Origin of the sequence: Brevibacillus sp. M2.1A (assembly GCF_013284355.2) — a bacterium.
GTDB lineage: Bacteria > Bacillota > Bacilli > Brevibacillales > Brevibacillaceae > Brevibacillus.
This window is the reverse complement of the sequence record NZ_JABSUY020000001.1, coordinates 5,521,551-5,537,823: the sequence shown is the minus strand read 5'-3', so window position 1 is coordinate 5,537,823 and position 16,273 is coordinate 5,521,551. Positions and strand designations below refer to the sequence as shown.

18 protein-coding genes are annotated in these 16,273 nt (G+C 45.6%); 15 read left to right on the top strand and 3 right to left on the bottom strand.

The features are described 5' to 3' along the window. Positions 1-3: 3 nt before the first annotated feature. Positions 4-1,821, bottom strand: a complete 1,818-nt coding sequence (locus tag HP567_RS26350) for an APC family permease (protein WP_173610087.1) — start codon at positions 1,819-1,821, stop codon at positions 4-6. 164 nt (positions 1,822-1,985) lie between these two features. Here HP567_RS26350 and HP567_RS26345 point away from each other — a divergent pair, with 164 nt between their 5' ends. The 4 genes from HP567_RS26345 to HP567_RS26330 all read left to right on the top strand — a co-directional run bounded on the left by HP567_RS26345 (position 1,986) and on the right by HP567_RS26330 (position 4,861). Next, positions 1,986-2,579 carry a YdeI/OmpD-associated family protein gene (locus HP567_RS26345; protein WP_173610088.1) on the top strand — a complete coding sequence of 198 codons (594 nt, stop codon included), beginning with the start codon at positions 1,986-1,988 and terminating at the stop codon, positions 2,577-2,579. A 141-nt stretch (positions 2,580-2,720) separates the two neighbouring features. Continuing rightward, complete coding sequence (locus HP567_RS26340) at positions 2,721-3,296, top strand: sigma-70 family RNA polymerase sigma factor (protein ID WP_173610089.1); 576 nt, start codon at positions 2,721-2,723, stop codon at positions 3,294-3,296. Then, complete coding sequence (locus tag HP567_RS26335; protein WP_173610090.1) at positions 3,286-4,350, top strand: hypothetical protein; 1,065 nt, start codon at positions 3,286-3,288, stop codon at positions 4,348-4,350. Before HP567_RS26340 ends, HP567_RS26335 begins: the two co-directional genes overlap by 11 nt. Before the next feature lie 142 nt (positions 4,351-4,492). After that, on the top strand, positions 4,493-4,861 hold the full coding sequence (locus HP567_RS26330) for a hypothetical protein (protein ID WP_173610091.1): 369 nt from the start codon (positions 4,493-4,495) through the stop codon (positions 4,859-4,861). A 120-nt stretch (positions 4,862-4,981) separates the two neighbouring features. Here HP567_RS26330 and hcp read toward each other — a convergent pair whose 3' ends face one another. Then, entirely contained in the window at positions 4,982-6,277 is a 1,296-nt protein-coding gene (gene hcp, locus HP567_RS26325; protein WP_173610092.1) for a hydroxylamine reductase, read from the bottom strand. A gap of 145 nt (positions 6,278-6,422) precedes the next feature. Between hcp and HP567_RS26320 the strand changes: the two genes are divergently transcribed. Continuing rightward, positions 6,423-7,922 carry a nitrate/nitrite transporter gene (locus tag HP567_RS26320; RefSeq protein WP_173610093.1) on the top strand — a complete coding sequence of 500 codons (1,500 nt, stop codon included), beginning with the start codon at positions 6,423-6,425 and terminating at the stop codon, positions 7,920-7,922. A gap of 82 nt (positions 7,923-8,004) precedes the next feature. Here HP567_RS26320 and HP567_RS26315 read toward each other — a convergent pair whose 3' ends face one another. Beyond that, on the bottom strand, positions 8,005-8,712 hold the full coding sequence (locus tag HP567_RS26315) for a Crp/Fnr family transcriptional regulator (RefSeq protein ID WP_173610094.1): 708 nt from the start codon (positions 8,710-8,712) through the stop codon (positions 8,005-8,007). A gap of 186 nt (positions 8,713-8,898) precedes the next feature. On the opposite strand from HP567_RS26315, the gene HP567_RS26310 reads away from it, so the two are divergent. From HP567_RS26310 to HP567_RS26265, 10 genes are all read left to right on the top strand, one after another. Further along, positions 8,899-9,939: a hypothetical protein gene (locus HP567_RS26310; protein ID WP_173610095.1), complete on the top strand. Its 1,041-nt coding sequence runs from the start codon at positions 8,899-8,901 to the stop codon at positions 9,937-9,939. Continuing rightward, a complete protein-coding gene (locus HP567_RS26305; RefSeq protein ID WP_173610096.1) occupies positions 9,926-12,100 on the top strand; it encodes a molybdopterin oxidoreductase family protein in 2,175 nt (724 codons plus the stop codon). Before HP567_RS26310 ends, HP567_RS26305 begins: the two co-directional genes overlap by 14 nt. Next, the gene (locus tag HP567_RS26300; RefSeq protein WP_088909171.1) at positions 12,093-12,662 is read left to right on the top strand and encodes a 4Fe-4S dicluster domain-containing protein; all 570 of its coding nucleotides are present in this window, start codon (positions 12,093-12,095) and stop codon (positions 12,660-12,662) included. Before HP567_RS26305 ends, HP567_RS26300 begins: the two co-directional genes overlap by 8 nt. Before the next feature lie 16 nt (positions 12,663-12,678). Beyond that, entirely contained in the window at positions 12,679-13,212 is a 534-nt protein-coding gene (locus tag HP567_RS26295) for a Rieske (2Fe-2S) protein (protein WP_173610097.1), read from the top strand. Beyond that, complete coding sequence (locus tag HP567_RS26290) at positions 13,196-13,399, top strand: hypothetical protein (protein WP_048034491.1); 204 nt, start codon at positions 13,196-13,198, stop codon at positions 13,397-13,399. Before HP567_RS26295 ends, HP567_RS26290 begins: the two co-directional genes overlap by 17 nt. 28 nt (positions 13,400-13,427) lie before the next feature. Continuing rightward, a complete protein-coding gene (locus HP567_RS26285) occupies positions 13,428-13,745 on the top strand; it encodes a hypothetical protein (protein WP_173610098.1) in 318 nt (105 codons plus the stop codon). A gap of 57 nt (positions 13,746-13,802) precedes the next feature. Then, the gene (locus HP567_RS26280) at positions 13,803-14,315 is read left to right on the top strand and encodes a hemerythrin domain-containing protein (protein ID WP_229088150.1); all 513 of its coding nucleotides are present in this window, start codon (positions 13,803-13,805) and stop codon (positions 14,313-14,315) included. Between the two features lie 162 nt (positions 14,316-14,477). Beyond that, positions 14,478-14,762 carry a DUF4183 domain-containing protein gene (locus tag HP567_RS26275; RefSeq protein WP_173610100.1) on the top strand — a complete coding sequence of 95 codons (285 nt, stop codon included), beginning with the start codon at positions 14,478-14,480 and terminating at the stop codon, positions 14,760-14,762. A gap of 107 nt (positions 14,763-14,869) precedes the next feature. Then, positions 14,870-15,220 (top strand): DUF4183 domain-containing protein, encoded by a 351-nt coding sequence (locus HP567_RS29890; protein WP_173610101.1) that lies wholly within the window; start codon positions 14,870-14,872, stop codon positions 15,218-15,220. 151 nt (positions 15,221-15,371) lie between these two features. Next, the gene (locus HP567_RS26265; protein ID WP_173610102.1) at positions 15,372-16,271 is read left to right on the top strand and encodes an SDR family oxidoreductase; all 900 of its coding nucleotides are present in this window, start codon (positions 15,372-15,374) and stop codon (positions 16,269-16,271) included. Positions 16,272-16,273: the final 2 nt, after the last annotated feature.

Here is a 16,273-nt window from a genome sequence, read left to right as displayed (position 1 = left end):
GCTTCATTTCTTTAATCGGTATGGAACCGTAGCAATTTTTACATCTTGGCGGGCGAATAAATATGCCCGGATTAATAAACTCGTTTGGTTATGAAGTAAGTTATGCCACCAGCGCTTGGTAATAAACTGCGGTATCATGACGGTAACATGATCCGTTTCTGCTTTTTTCCACTCAACCGTGTCTATAAACTTAGACAAAGGTCTTATAATACTGCGATAATGGGAACGCAAGACAATCAAACGTACTCCGGGATTCCAGATCTCCCATTTTTCCTCCATTTTTTTCATGTCTTCATCATTGAACCCGATGTAGACTGCGACAATGTCGTCTGACAAGGATTGCGCATAACTAATGGTGTTTTTCACCACCTGCGAAATCCCCGCCACAGGAATAACGATGACACTCCCTTTGGGTTCGGGTTTGTCTGTTTCCATATCAAGTCGTAGCTCATTTGCCAAATCTCTATAATGCTGATTTATCTTCCTAAAAATGAAAATGACGATAGGAAGGAACACAAAAATCGGCCATACCTGCGAGAGTTTTGTAATGAAAAAGATCAGGCAAATCGTAAGGGTCGTTAGCATTCCTAACGTATTAATAACAAAAGGTGTGAACCATCCACGGGGCTTTTTGGAAATCCAGCGTTTCATCATTCCTGCTTGTGACAAGGTAAACGGGATAAAAACACCAAGCGCATATAAAGGGATTAAGTTTTCCGTTTCTCCTTTAAACGCAATCACTAATAGTGCTGAAAGAATGGCCAAGAAAATAATCCCGTTTGAAAACCCAAGACGATCTCCTCGAACCATGAACATATTTGGCATGAATCTGTCCTTGGCTAACATAAAGGCGAGTAAAGGAAAGGCTGCAAAAGCGGTATTAGCCGCCAGGAATAAAATAAGCGCTGTAACAGCCTGAATCGCGTAATACATAATTCCTCGTCCAAAAACTGTAGAAGCAATTTGAGATACTACTGTTTCCTTTGGAGTCGGTGAAATACCATACAAATAAGCCAAAAGGCTAATGCCCATGAACATAACTCCGAGGATAAGTCCCATCATGATAAGCGTTAATGCAGCATTTTTCGGTGCGGGGTCCCGAAAGTTGGGAATGGCATTGGATACGGCTTCTACCCCTGTTAATGCCGAACACCCTGAACTAAATGCTCTCAATAGAAGGAATAAAGTTATTCCTGGAACAACCGCCCCATATTCTGGGGGATGAGCTTGAACATTTCCCACCATCCATTGATATCCGCCGCTAATAATTAAGACGAGAATTGCGACAACAAACAAATAAACCGGATACATTAAAATCGTTGCCGATTCTGTGATTCCACGTAAATTTAATACCGTTACGATAGCAATCATGAACAGAGCAATAAGAACGCGATGTTCATGTAGGACTGGGAATGCCGAAGTAATAGCGTCTGTAGAAGCAGAAGTACTAACAGCAACCGTTAGAATGTAGTCCACGAGCAACGAGCCACCAGCAACCAGTCCCGTAGTGGTTCCTAAATTGTCCTTTGCGACAATGTATGCTCCACCACCAGTTGTATAAGCAAAGATGGTTTGGCGGTAAGACATAATGAGGATGGTTAACAGACCAACAACCGCAATGGAAATGGGAATTGAGTACCACATTGCTACTGCACCCAGAGTAATTAACACGAGGAGAATCTGTTCTGTTCCGTAAGCGACAGAAGATAGAGCATCAGATGAAAGAACCGCCAAAGCTTTTACTTTATTTAACTTTTCTGCAGCAAGTTCACTTGATTTCATAGGTCTACCGAGTAAAAATCGCTTGAATTCTGAGATCATGTGTATTCCCCTATCTGCCATTTCTCGTTAGTTTTCCCTCTCCCGCAATAAAATTACTCAACCTAATCAGAAGGAACTTGTATACTTGATGATCGAATAATTCAAATACCATAATGTCAAAACTAAAAATTGACATGACACCAACTAGATGAGGGGTGTTCCTGATGACAACAAGTAAAACGAATCCGAAGGTTGATGAATTTTTAAGCAAGGCAAAAAAGTGGAGGGCAGAATACGAGAAGTTGAGAAGTATTGTGCTTGACTGTGAGCTGACCGAAGATTTTAAGTGGATGCATCCCTGTTACACGTTTGAGAAAAAAAACATCGTTTTAATACATGGATTTAAAGAATATTGTGCACTACTGTTTCAAAAAGGTGCCTTGTTAAAAGATCCACACGGGATTCTCATTCAACAAACGGAGAATGTACAGGCTGCCCGCCAGATCCGGTTCACCAATGTGGAAGAAATCATGGAAATGGAATCTATTTTGAAGGCCTATATTCAAGAAGCCGTTGAAGTTGAAAAAGCCGGTTTGGAAGTGAACTTTAAAAAGCATGAAGAATACAGCATTCCTGAAGAATTTCAAAATAAATTGGATGAAATGCCTGCCTTGAAAACTGCTTTTGAAGCATTGACTCCGGGACGGCAAAGAGCCTACCTTCTCTATTTTTCAGCACCCAAACAAGCCAAAACGCGCGAGGCAAGGGTTGAAAAATGTATGCAGCAAATTCTCGAGGGAAAGGGATTAAATGATTAAGAGGCGGAAACTACCGCCTCTTTTTCGTGCTTCGCCATACAGGTCGTTGCCTTTTGCAAAAAAAATAGTAAGAAAACCGAACCTTTTTCCGATCGAGAGACAATATAGGGTGTAAGCTGCTTACTCAGGAGGGCCCTCTGAATGAAAAATGAAGAGATGTACCAATTACTTATACAAATGAAAGAGGGTGATCAACAGGCGTTTCATACGATGTATGATGCCACTTTTCAGGACGTGTACCGGACCGTCTCCTTTCTGGTGGATCACAAGCAGGATCGGGAAGATGTCATGAATGAAATTTATATGCAAATGTGGACCTCACTTCCAAATTACGATACGAACCGCCCTTTCCAGTTCTGGCTGCATGGCCTGGTAATCCGTCAAGTACAGAGATTTCGGGTCAAGAGCTGGAGGAGATTCCGCATATTTGAACGCATCCGTGCCTTCTCCCACGAAGAGTCTTATTGGGATGAACATACCGCGTTGATGGATGCCACAAACCAAATGATATCCCAGTCCATACGAAAGCTGACCGACAAACAGCGGGCAGTGATTATCTTTCGCTTTTATCACGACTATACTCTTGAGGAAATTGCGACTTTGCTCGATATTCCGCTAGGTACAGTCAAGTCCAGATATCATGCTGGCCTCCAGGCGCTTCGAAAATACTTAGGGAATCTCCCCCTGGAAAGGATGGAAAAGATCAATGACTATTGAACGCAAAATCCGTGAACATCTGCACGAAGAGGCAGAAACGATGGAGTGCCCGCCGGCCATTTCCAAACGAATCGAACAATCCTATTCTCACTATTTGCAACGAAAAAGGAGTGAAATAACGATGAAAAAACGCTTGATTGGTGGAATTGTTGCTGCTGCGATTTTGATTCCAACCGCAGCATTTGCGGCCCCTGTTGTAATTGACATGCTTACTCGAGCACCAATGACTTCTGAACAAGTCAAGCTGGATGAGGCTGGAAAAGCGACACTTGAGAAGCTGTATCTGGCCATTCCCGAAACGAAATCGTTTGAGATTATGAAAGCAAGCTACCTTGGAGACCCCAATGATTCAACCAAAAAGGTCCAACTAAGCATCGTCCTTCAGGAAAAAGGGGGAACTGGCAAAAAGATTACCCTCCATACAAACGGTATTACGGATGAGATTCAAGACCTGACGCAAGAGAATTGGGAGCCTAAGGAGAAACCGCTCATTACTTTACCCGATCAGGAAATCAAGGGGAAGGTAGATCAGCTTATTGATAAATTGTACGGCAACATCAAAGATTACGAGGTTGCCATGGAGCAAATGGAGAATCCAGATGAAAAAACATTTATTTTGAATTACACCAAGAAGGGATTAGAGGGAGAGGGTTACCAAGTATTTGTTCAGGGGAATACAATTAGTCTTGCTCGAGTAGATTTTGAACCATCAAACAATAAAGTAGAGGGCTTTTTCTCTTTGAATGGTAAGCCTGATTATAGCGCTGATTCCATTTTAAACGATGAAAAACTGCTTGCTTTACTAAAAATGAGCGCGACAGAGTTAAAAGAAGAACTAGCCAAAGGGAAAACTGTTGTTGAGATTGCAGCATCTAAAAATGTCTCGAGACAACAAGTGATCGATGTGATTGGAAGAACAATGGCTGAAGGACAACTTCAAGACGGAAAAAATAAAGTAACGATCAGCGATGAATTACTGAAACAAATGATAAAAAGCAGTGAACAAAAAATCATACCCATAATTGAACACAAAACGGAAACAGAATGGAAGTAATAGAGAAGAGGCGGGGAACCGTCTCTTTTTTCGTCAAAAATAAAGTTGTGCTTCCGCCTACGGGAAGATTCATCATGGCTACGTATACTGTAACGTACTATTTTGACTTCGCGCTTAAGTCAATCGAAAGGAGAGGTCGACCGTGGCAATTGGACAGACGACTCGGGTCAGTTTGCCGTACCCCTCAACATGGGAAATTCAAGCGAGCTTCGGTGGAAGACCCACTACGTTGGGCACATTGATGATTTCCAATGTCGTAAATGGCAGGGTCAGTGGAACCGTTAATTTCCGTGGTACTCCGATTCCCATACAAGGAAGTTGGGATGAGAGGTCCAGGCAAATCACGATTGAATCACCTTATGCCAATTTTGTTGGCACCTTTGCTTACAAAGACGAGCCAACACTTGGGTTGCGACATTATGTATTACGAGGAACGGTTCGAATGAAGCCCCCATCTGTGCGGGCAGGAGAAGTGGGAACATGGACGGCTGTTACGAATTTGCCGCTGTAAGGAAATAGGAGGGTCTTATCTACCGATGGATAGGGCCTTTTTTTAAATTCCATAAGAGTGAGGCACCTTCCTGTTAGAAGAAGGTGCCTCCTTTTGTGATTTGTGGCCACAGGTGATAGCTTATTGCGTGATTCCGAGCATTTGCTTCATATCTTCTTGGGCATCGCCAATCAACTGAATATGGAACAAGTCTTGCAATACTTGCAGAACACCCGGTTGAATGAACTCAGGCAATTTTGGACCGATCCGTATATCCTGTATCCCCAGGCTAAACAGACCAAGCAGAATGGCAACCGCTTTTTGTTCAAACCAGGAAAGAACGATACTTACCGGCAACTCGTTCACTTCACACTCGAAGGCATCGGCTAATGCAGCCGCAATCGTAATGGTAGAAACCGAGTTATTGCACTGTCCCAAATCGATATATCGTGGGATGTCGGTACCTGGCACGGTGCCGAAATCTACATCGTTAAAACGGAATTTTCCGCAGGAGGTCGTAAGAATGACTGTTTCTGGCGGTAAGGACGTAGCCAATTCACGGTAATACTCGCCTCCCTTGCCAGGAGCGTCACAACCAGCGATGACGAAGAAGCGTTTGATCTTTCCTTCCTTGACTGCCTGAATAATTTCAGGGGCAATACCGAGGACCGTTTTGTGATGATACCCGGTCGTCAATGTCAGTTCCGATTCGATGGAAACCTCAGGAAGAGACAATGCTTTTTCAATGAGCGGTGCAAAATCGTTTTCTACAATTTTCGTCACATTTTCCAAACCGGTTATATCATACGAAAAGAAACGATCTGCGTAGCTGCCTCGAATAGGCATCACACAGTTTGTTGTAGCCAGGATGGCGCCTGGAAATTTCTCAAACAACTGGCGTTGATCGTACCATGCTTTCCCGATGTTCCCTTTCAAATGAGGATATTTCTTCAGTGCGGGATAGCCATGTGCAGGCAGCATTTCGGAATGCGTATACACATTGATTCCTTTGCCCTCTGTCTGTTTTAACAGCTCTTCGAGAGCAAACAGATTGTGTCCCGTAACAACGATGCATTTTCCTTCTATTTTATTTTGCGAGACGGTGATTGGCTGTGGCACTCCGAAATGATCTGTATGGGCCCGATCCAAAAGCTCCATGACTTTTATCGCGGCTTTCCCTACTTTCATAGCCATTTGCAAATGTTCATCCAAGTTAAAATTCACATTCGTCAATGTAAAATAAAGTGCTTCCTGTGTAATCCCATCCACTTCAGGATCGATATATCCCAGTTGTCGAGCATGTGTGGCATAAGCTGCAATTCCTTTTAAAGCAAAAATAATTGTATCCTGAATACTCGCAAGATCTTCATTCTTTCCGCAAACGCCGATGACCTTACAACCACCTGATGGAGTCTGTTCACATTGATAACAAAACATGTATAATTCACTCCTTCGATTCAAGATTTCGCTTTGATTATAAGCGGATTGCCTGGAAGGAGCTGTGATTAAAATCACAACGAAACCAAACTTTGCCTCTTATCATAGTGGATGAAGAAGATTTCCCAAGTGAGGGGTGTTGTTTATGGTACGAAAATGGCAGTTGCCATTACAGACGTTAAGTCTTACGGTCGGTTTCATGGTATGGGTCATTCTGTCATCGCTTATGCCTTTTATCAAAGAAACCGTACCCATGAGTGCAAGCGAAGTGGCGTGGGTGACAGCGATTCCTGTTCTTTTAGGATCGTTGCTGAGAATCCCTGTTGGATATTGGAGTAACCGATTTGGGGCGAGGATATTATTTAGCATAAGCTTTCTCTTGCTGCTGGCTCCTGTTTTTTATATTAGTCAGGCGACCACTTATACAGATTTGTTAATCGGCGGGTTATTTATAGGGATAGGCGGAGCGGTGTTTTCTGTTGGTGTTACGTCTCTACCTAAATACTATCCGAAAGAAAAGCATGGTTCTGTAAACGGAATCTACGGTATGGGGAATATTGGTACAGCGATCACCACTTTTTCAGCGCCAGTTCTGGCTAAATCGTTTGGATGGGCAACTACTGTACAGATGTTCATGTTATTGCTTGTGGGATTCGCCGTTCTAACCTTCTTGATGGGGGATAAAAACGAACCTAAGGTAGTGACTCCTCTCGGTCAGCAGATAAAGAGTGTCTACAAAAACGAAAAGCTATGGTTAATCAGCTTGTTCTACTTTATTACGTTTGGTTGCTTCGTCGCTTTCACCGTGTATCTCCCGAATTTTTTAGTGAGCCATTTCCAACTGGATAAAGTAGATGCAGGTATGAGAACGGCAGGGTTCATTCTTTTGGCGACACTTGCGAGACCAGTGGGAGGTTGGCTAGGTGATAAGTGGAACCCCTTCAAGGCATTGATGATTGTGTTTGCCGGGCTCGCCTTGTCTGGTATTGTCTTATCGTTTTCGCCATCGATCTTGATGTATACGGTAGGATGCTTGTTGGTAGCGCTATGTGCCGGAATTGGTAACGGTGCCGTGTTTAAATTAGTGCCGATGTATTTCTCACGACAAGCGGGGATTGTGAACGGAATCGTATCTGCCATGGGGGGATTAGGAGGATTTTTCCCGCCGTTGATCTTAACGATGCTGTTTAATCTGACCGGGCATTACGCGATTGGTTTCATGGCGTTATCTCAGTTTGCGCTGGTAAGCTTGGTCTTGGTAATGTGGATGTTTTATCAAGAGAAGCTGCAGCTCGCCGCAACCATTATGGAAAAGACGGGAGAGGCGATACTGATTACCGATACACGTGGAGTCATTAAAAGTGCGAACCATGCTTTTACGAAAGTGACCGGTTATGAAATGAATGAAGTGATTGGCAAGTCTCCCAATATTTTAAAATCTGGCAGGCAGAATGCCGATTTCTATCAAAAGATGTGGGATTCGATCAAGAAGAATGGCTATTGGCAAGGAGAGATCTGGAATCGCCGGAAGAATGGAGATCAGTATCTCCAATGGCTAACGATCAGTGCGATACTGGACGATGCAGGAGACGTCGAGTACTATGCTGGCATGTTCAGCGAGCTCGCAGAGCAAAGACATGGATAAAGAAGCTTGAATCACTCATGAAAAAAAGTCTTGGACGGACAAGTCCAGGACTTTTTTTATACAGGAGGTATGAAGACTTTGCTCACATTTGGCAAATATCTGGAGGGCAGTCATCACAATAAATCGCCTCTTTTAAATAGGCAAGGTCTTTAATCAAGATATGCCCGTGCGGAAGCAAATCGATGGAATCCTGTTTTTTTAGATCGGAAAGCATTCGGTTGACACTTTCTCGTGTCAGACCAATGAATTGTGCCAAGTCACGATTGGTAAGGGAAAGGTCGATGAGGATTCCGTCGGGGTGTGGCTTGCCGTACGTGTTACTCATGCGGATGAGCGTTGAATACAAGGCGCCGATTTTGCCATTGAGTAACAAATCGCGAAATTTGGACTGCATCCGCCTGTTCATCAATCCCATCCAACGCAGGAAGTCTACACAAAATTGACCGTTTTTGATGAGCATTTTTTCCAACTCTTGTCGCGGGATGATCCATATCTCACCCTCCATCAACATGGTGCCTGTGGAGGTGTACGTCAATTCCTGTTCGAAGAGACCGGAGACGCCGACGAGCTCTCCTGCACCAAATACTTGCAGTGTTAATTCTTTTCCATCGTTCGTGTTTTTTGTGAGCTTGATTTGGCCAGACGAAATTAAGAATAGCTGATCGGCTCTTTCACCATCCAAAAACAGAACGGCTCCGGGGACGAATTTTTTCCGAACAGAAAACGTTTCAAGGCTATTCACAAAATCGGAAGAAATCTGCTCCACAAACGTTGTGCCATTTCCGGTCATGTGGGTCCCCCCTACAACAAGGATACAAAGGTAACTCATTATATCATCCGAAATCGAAGGTTGGGGGTAGGAAAATCGTCCTGATTGTGGCAAGGGTGTGAGGTAAATCACAACCCGGGTTACGAGCCGTTGCTACAATGGTCTCGAGCGAAAGGAAAAAATGAGCAGCAGCAGGGAGGGTGTTGTATGAACTATCTATTTGCTTCCAAAGTGGCGAAGCGTGCTTTTATCATCATTGCTTGCTTGTTCGTCCTAAGTTACGTGGGAACACGTTTTTTCACGCATATTGATTTGGCGCTTTACGGGTATATGGTGGGGACTCTTGTCTTTATCGGAGGTTTCCTTTATCGATTTTCTGCGTGGGCAGACCGCCCGCCAACGAATGTCATTTTGAAAAAGGGGCTGCGTCTTCTCTTTCGTAAAAGCACGGCGAATACAGCCGTGGATCATCTGGCCATCTATCGCTTTATTTGGAATCGGGGATGGTATCGCTGGACACAGCACATTTTGCTGGGATGGGGATGCATCTTGGCCGCGTTTGTCACCTTTCCGTTAGTGTTTGGCTGGATGTATTTCACGATGACAGACAATGGCTACTATCAGGTCGTGTTCATGGGTGTGGATGTTCTTACCGTACAAGCGGATGGCTGGGTTGCCTTTCTCTTTTACAACGCGTTGAACATTACGGCTTTTATGGTCATCGGTGGAGCAGTCATGGCATTGTATCGCAGATTTAAGAATATGCAGGCACGGGCTGAACAATCCTTTGTCTACGACTTTTTGCCATTATATCTGCTGCTGTTTATCAGCGTGACAGGCTTGATGCTAACTGCAAGCAACATGTTCTTAGGGGGCTTTGGGCACCCGGTCATATCCGTCACTCATCAATTTGCAGTGATTGTGACATTGATTTATCTGCCATTCGGAAAACTGGCTCACATACCGTTCCGTCCCATGAGTGTGTTCGCTCGCAATTATCGCGAGCACTATGGCGAGCAGGAAATGAAAAAGTGCAAAGTGTGCAGCAAAGAGTTTGTTTCTGCGGAACAGTCGGCAGATGTAATCAACGTGCTGGGTAAAAACGAAATGGCTTTTCAAATGGAAGAAGGTTTCCACTTGGCTGAACTTTGCTTGCCGTGCCGCAGAAAATACCGGATGTTCCGCTTCACAGGAGTTCCTACGCACGAGATCAATGCCAGGGAGGCAAATCAACATGCCAAAGGATAAATTTTTAAAAGTAATTGAAAACAAGGTACATCCCAATGAGAAATTGGTCAGCACACACTGCAGCTACTGCGGTATGCAATGCGGGATGAACCTGCGTGTAGATACAACGACGAACAAGATTATCGGAGTGGAGCCACGGTACGATTTCCCTGTCAATCTGGGGAAGATGTGCCCAAAAGGGGTAACGGCTTATCAGCAAGTGAATCATCCGGATCGGATACAGCGGCCGTTGATTCGAACAGATGCTTCATTAAAAGGAACGGCGGAAGGTTTTCGGGAAGCGTCTTGGGAGGAAGCACTTGACTTGATCGTTTCCAAGTTCAAGGAGTTGCAGCACAACTATGGCAAAGATACCTTGTCTGTTTACTCTGGCGTTTCCATGACGAACGAAAAATGCTACCTCACGGGTAAGTTTGCGCGGGTCGCCTTGCAAACCCGCTATATCGACTACAATGGCCGCTTCTGCATGTCCTCGGCTGCGGCAGGATTGAATCGAAGCTTGGGGATTGACCGAGGTTCTACCATTCCCTGGACGGACATTCACCAAACAGACTGCTTGTTCTTGGCCGGATCAAACGCGGCTGAGTGTCACCCAACCAGCATGTTTCGTATTTGGGAAGTGCAAAATCGGGGCGGCTATCTGATCGTAGCCGATCCAAGGGAAACACCTTTGGCACGTCGCGCTGATATCCATCTGGATCTGCGGCCCGGTACAGATTTGGCGCTGGCAAACGGAATCGTCCATCTCCTGATCAAGAACGGGCATATCGATGAAGACTTTATTCGAAATCATACGAATGGTTTTGAAGAAACAAAAGAAGTGGTTGCTACCTTCACACCGGAGTATGTCAGCGAAATAACAGGGGTTTCGGTGGAGAAGATTGTGCGGGCTGCCGACATTTTCGGTAGGGCACCCAATGCGATTGTGATGTTCTGCCGTGGTGTGGAACAGCAGTCGAAAGGGACAGACAACGTATCGGCCTATACCAACATGTCGCTCGTCACAGGCAAGATTGGCCGACCAAAATCAGGTGTGGCAACCCTTACTGGTCAAGGAAACGGTCAGGGGGGGCGGGAACACGGGCAAAAAGCCGATCAATTGCCTGGCTACCGCAAGCTCGACAATCCTGAACATGTACGTGAAATAGCGTGTGCCTGGGGCATTCCCGTGGAAGAGATGCCGCAGAAAGGCGTCTCTGCCTACGAGATGTTCCAGCTCATGAAGGATAAAACCATTCGCAGCTTATACTTACTCTGCTCCAATCCGGTTGTAAGTGCGCCAAATCTAAACCATGTCCGGGAGTCCCTGAAAAGTCTGGATTTTATGGTTTGCTGCGACTTTTACTTGTCCGAATCGGCTGAATACGCCGATGTCGTTCTTCCCGTTACGACTTGGGCAGAGGACGATGGAACGACAACCAATCTCGAAGGACGCATCATTCGTCACCGTCAGGCACAGGAATGGTTTGCCGAATCCAAGCCTGACTGGTGGATTCAGATAGAAATCGCCAATAGAATGGGGCGCGGACAATTCTTTACTCACTTGAAGTCTCCCCAGGATATTTTCAATGAAATACGTCAGGTCTCCAAAGGCGGAATAGCTGATTATTATGGGGTCACCTACGAAAAAATTGATCAAAACAATGGTGTCTTCTGGCCGTGCCGCGAGGAAGGCGACGAGGGGCAGCCGCATTTATTCCTGGATAAAAAATTTTATCACCCGGATGGAAAAGCCAAAATATGTGCGCTGCCTTACCGCCCGCCAGCGGAGGAGCCGGATGAAGAATATCCTTTGCGGTTAACGACGGGACGAGTTGTGTTCCATTATTTGTCCGGGAACCAGACAAGACGAATCCCGTTTTTGAAGGACATGTATCCTGATCCTCTGCTAGAGGTTCACCCAAAAACAGCGACACGTTACGGTATTGAACACGATGAGCTGGTCACTCTGAAAACGAGAAGAGGCGAGGCGCAGTACCGTGTGAAAGTTATCGAGGCGATTCGAGAGGATACGGTGTTTGTTCCATACCACTGGGGAAAAGAGCAGTCTATCAATCTGTTGACCAACCCGGCATTGGACCCTTACAGCAAAATGCCTGAGTTTAAAGCGTGCGCCGCGAAAATCATCAAGCACAAACATGGAGGAGTTCGCCATGGGTAAACAAGTCTTATACATCGAAATGGATAATTGCATCGGTTGTCGAAGCTGCTTGGCGGCGTGTACACAGTGTGGAGGTCATGACAACCGAAACCGAAACTACGTACTGGATGTGGACCCGTTTATTAGCAGACAAACGATTCCGCTGATGTGCTTCCATTGTGTCAATCCTGCTTGCGCCCGCAGCTGTCCTGCTCAGGCGATTCAAATCGCAGATAATGGGGCCGTATTGTCAGCCTTGGTAGAGAAATGCATCGGTTGTCAAAATTGCACGATTGCTTGCCCCTATGGGATTCCTAAATTTGATGAAGAGCAGAATCTCATGTACAAATGCGATCTATGCTACGACCGTACGAAAGAGGGAATCCCGCCGATGTGTGCTTCGGTTTGCCCGACAAACACCTTGCAGTGGATTGAGGAAGCAGAGCTGGAAGAAAAACGGGCACAGATTCCTTTGGCCAATGGCAAATGGACTGCCAGCCACGACCCGGATGTGCTCGAAGGCGAAACCAATGTGAAAATTAGCCTGCCTGGCATTCTGCAGGGCAAACAGAAGCTATTTTAGAGGGGAGATATACCTTATGGAGAACGAGAAAACCCGCCCCATTCCGTTGAAGGATGACAATTATACCCATAACATCAATCGTTCCAATGAGCGCAGTCTGGATCGACGGAGTTTTATGAAAACAATGGTAGGAGCAGCAGGTCTTTTCGCGGCATCTACTCTGCCATGGGGGGCATTAGCTGCCAAAGAGCTGATGAGTTCATCCAGCAAGTCGTATCCCACACAAAAAATTGCGAATCTCAGCGATATAAAACCCGGAGATGCGATCGAGTTTGCTTATCCAGGAGAGCATGACAGCGCGTTGTTCGTATATGTGAAGGAAAAGGAATACAAGGCGTATCAAAATGCGTGTACCCATCTGCGTTGTCCGGTATTTTGGGATCGAGATGAGAAAGAGCTGCTATGTCCTTGCCATCATGGGAAATTTGATATCGCTACAGGTAAGCCGCTCGCTGGTCCCCCAAGAAGACCACTTCCGGAAATTGTGCTTCAAGAGAAAGATGGAGCCGTATACGCTGTAGGGGTGAAGAGTTATGAAGAGCAGCTATAGAGGTGTCATCCTATTAGCATTGATCTTGTTCGCCAGCATTGTTTGCACCCAGTACACAGTCAATATGTATTTTGCCCAGCGATATATGGAGGTGCTTTTGCTCAGCGGTGCAACGGTAGTGTTGTTCCCACTGGCATGGATGGTATTGAGAAAAGATCAGCGAGACCGAAGAGAACAAGGGAAATAATCCGGGGAAGGAAGTGTGATCAGTTGCCATGAATCCTAGTAAGCGAACGATTGCCGAGCTTCACCAGGAGCTGCCTGCCTTAGTGGATAAAAAAATGGGGATACTCATTCACGATTTGGCGGATGATGCCGAACCACACAGTCAGGCTCTCTTGGAAAGGCAGCTGGCAAAATGGGAGATCACGGAGGATGAGGAGCATCTGCGACTCTATTTTAATCCTTGTCAGTTTGTAGCGATTCCCATCCAGAATGGACCGGTTGTTTTTTCGCAAGACGATGACTGTATTCGAATGGTTGCTAGGGACAACCGGGGACAGCTAGCATATCATATTTCTTTTGGTAACTGACTCCCACTAGTAGATGGAGGGATTGTAATGGGACCACCGCCTATAGGATGTATGGGGATGATGCAGGAGTTTGAAGGGAGAAGAAAGCTGTGTCCGGCTCTGGAAAAACTGAAAGAAGAACACCTATCATTAGCTGAGCAGATGAATGAGCTTGTACATCTAGCAAATAACCTGAAATCTACTGCCGAACCAACGAAAAGAAAGAAAGGCTTAACAAAGCTTCATGAGCTGGCGTCCTCGTTTCGGGCGGAACTGGAGAAACACTCCAGACGCGAGGAAGAAGACCTGTATCCCCTGATGGCTAACTATATCGAACGGGAAATGGGACCGATTGCTGTCATGGAGGAAGAGCATGATCTTATTCATGAAAGTCTGATGTCGTTCATGCGAATCGTAGAAAAGGAAAAATCTGAACCTGTTGAAGTAGAAGCTGTCCACACCCATTTGCTGAAATCAATAGAAATACTCATGGAACATTTCTTTAAAGAAGAGAGTGTACTGTTCCCGATGGCAGAATACGTATTGAGTGACGCAGAGAAAGAGCAGTTGCGAGTACTGTTTCAAGATTAGAAATCATGTAGCCCTCCTACTGGTAAAAGTAGGGGGGTGGTTTTATTTTCCAAATAGCTTCTTTTGAGGGAAAATGTGCGTGATTCTCCTGTCATTTGTCGGTTTCAATCGGATGAATCCAATCATTTACTAGTAGGGATTCATTAGAGGAGGAGATTCGAAGTGCCGATTGTTAAACCGTATCTAACCTCATTGAGATTTACGTCCACCATGGGTGCTGGAACTGGTACTGGTGCAACGTTTGCCATTGCGGCAACTGCATTTACCACTGACGCTGGTGCTGCTGCGACAGCATTTCCTGGTACGTTTGCTTTTTACAATCTCTACATCAATGGGGTGCTTCAGGCAGGTAATACTTCCACAATCACAACGACAGCGATCACGATTCCAGATGGAGATGTCGAAAACGGTGGTACACCCATAGTTGTAGAGTTTGTCGTTAACTAAGATGAATAGGATGGTGGCCCCAGGTGGATGAAATGTGTCTGGGGTTACTCATATGTGTAAATGATTAGTGAAGGGTTGAAGCATTTCGAGAAAGGACGAGTGATTTCATGAGGCACTATGTCACACAGTCATACACAGTGAGGAGACAGAGTCTGCAAATCGTGCCGCCCTGCCCCCCATGCCCATGTACGCCTGGTTTAATACGAACAGAAACCTATCAGTATACAGCAATTTCAGATGGAGTCAAAAACATGTATACCAACAGTGATGCTGTCATGCTATTCAGTACTTCAGGGATTCTGGACCCGAATGAAGTTTCTATTGTGAATCTTTTCATCAATGGAATGCTACAACCTCCCAATGTATACGCTGTCCAGCCGGGAGTTTTGATTCTGAGTGACATTCCTGTACAAGGAGTTCCTCTTATTCTTCAGTTCATCAAGATGATTACCTCATAAATGGTAGCTTCCACCTTGGGAAAAGGTCATGTCATACATACATGTCATTTTCCTTCTATGTTGTGCCCTTGATGGCGTACACAGCGCACACCAAAAAGGGTAGGCGAATATCATGGCGATATCGACTGAATCTGTACAGGAGGTATTTTCCATGTATCCGAGATACCCATATTACAGTTACAAGACTACTTGCGAAGAGACGCCCCTTACGTTTCCGCCACAGCATCAGGATCGACAACCGGGGATGGAATACTTGATGGTTCCGCGACCGATTTTCGATAATCCTGACTATATAGGAAGCGGCAAGCTTCGGGGAAAGGTAGCGATTATAACAGGTGGAGACAGCGGGATTGGCCGTGCTGTAGCGGTTGCTTTTGCGAAGGAGGGGGCATCTGTAGCGATTCCTTATTTGGATGAGCACATCGACGCCGAGGAGACCAAGCAAGTTGTTGAGTATTACGGAGGGCAATGTTTGCTGCTGCCGGGAGACTTGCGTGACGAGGCTTGGTGTCGGGAGGTTGTACGCCAAACGATTGGCTGTTTTGGCAAGTTAGATGTACTCGTTTTGAATCAAGGCGTACAGTTTCCACAAGAAAGCATCCTCCAGATAAGCCGCGAGCAACTGGAAGACACGTTTCGGACCAACCTTTTCCCCTTATTTTACATCACACAAGAGGCGTTGCCGTATTTGCAGCCAGGCAGTTCCATCATTAGTACGGCATCGGTTACTGCCTATGCTGGTCATCCGCAATTGGTTGATTATTCAGCAACCAAAGGAGCCATCGTCTCCTTTACCCGCTCCTTGTCCCTTCAATTGGTCAAGCAAGGCATCAGGGTGAATGCAGTGGCTCCTGGACCAATCTGGACACCGCTGCAAGTATCCAGCTATTCGGCAGAATACATCACGACTTTGGGTGTCGACACGCCGATGCGTCGTGCAGGACAGCCGTTCGAGCTGGCTCCGACCTATGTTTACCTGGCCTCGGATGATTCGGGATATGTAACGGGCCAGGTATTGCATGTCAATGGTGGAACGATGACAGAGACGTAGCG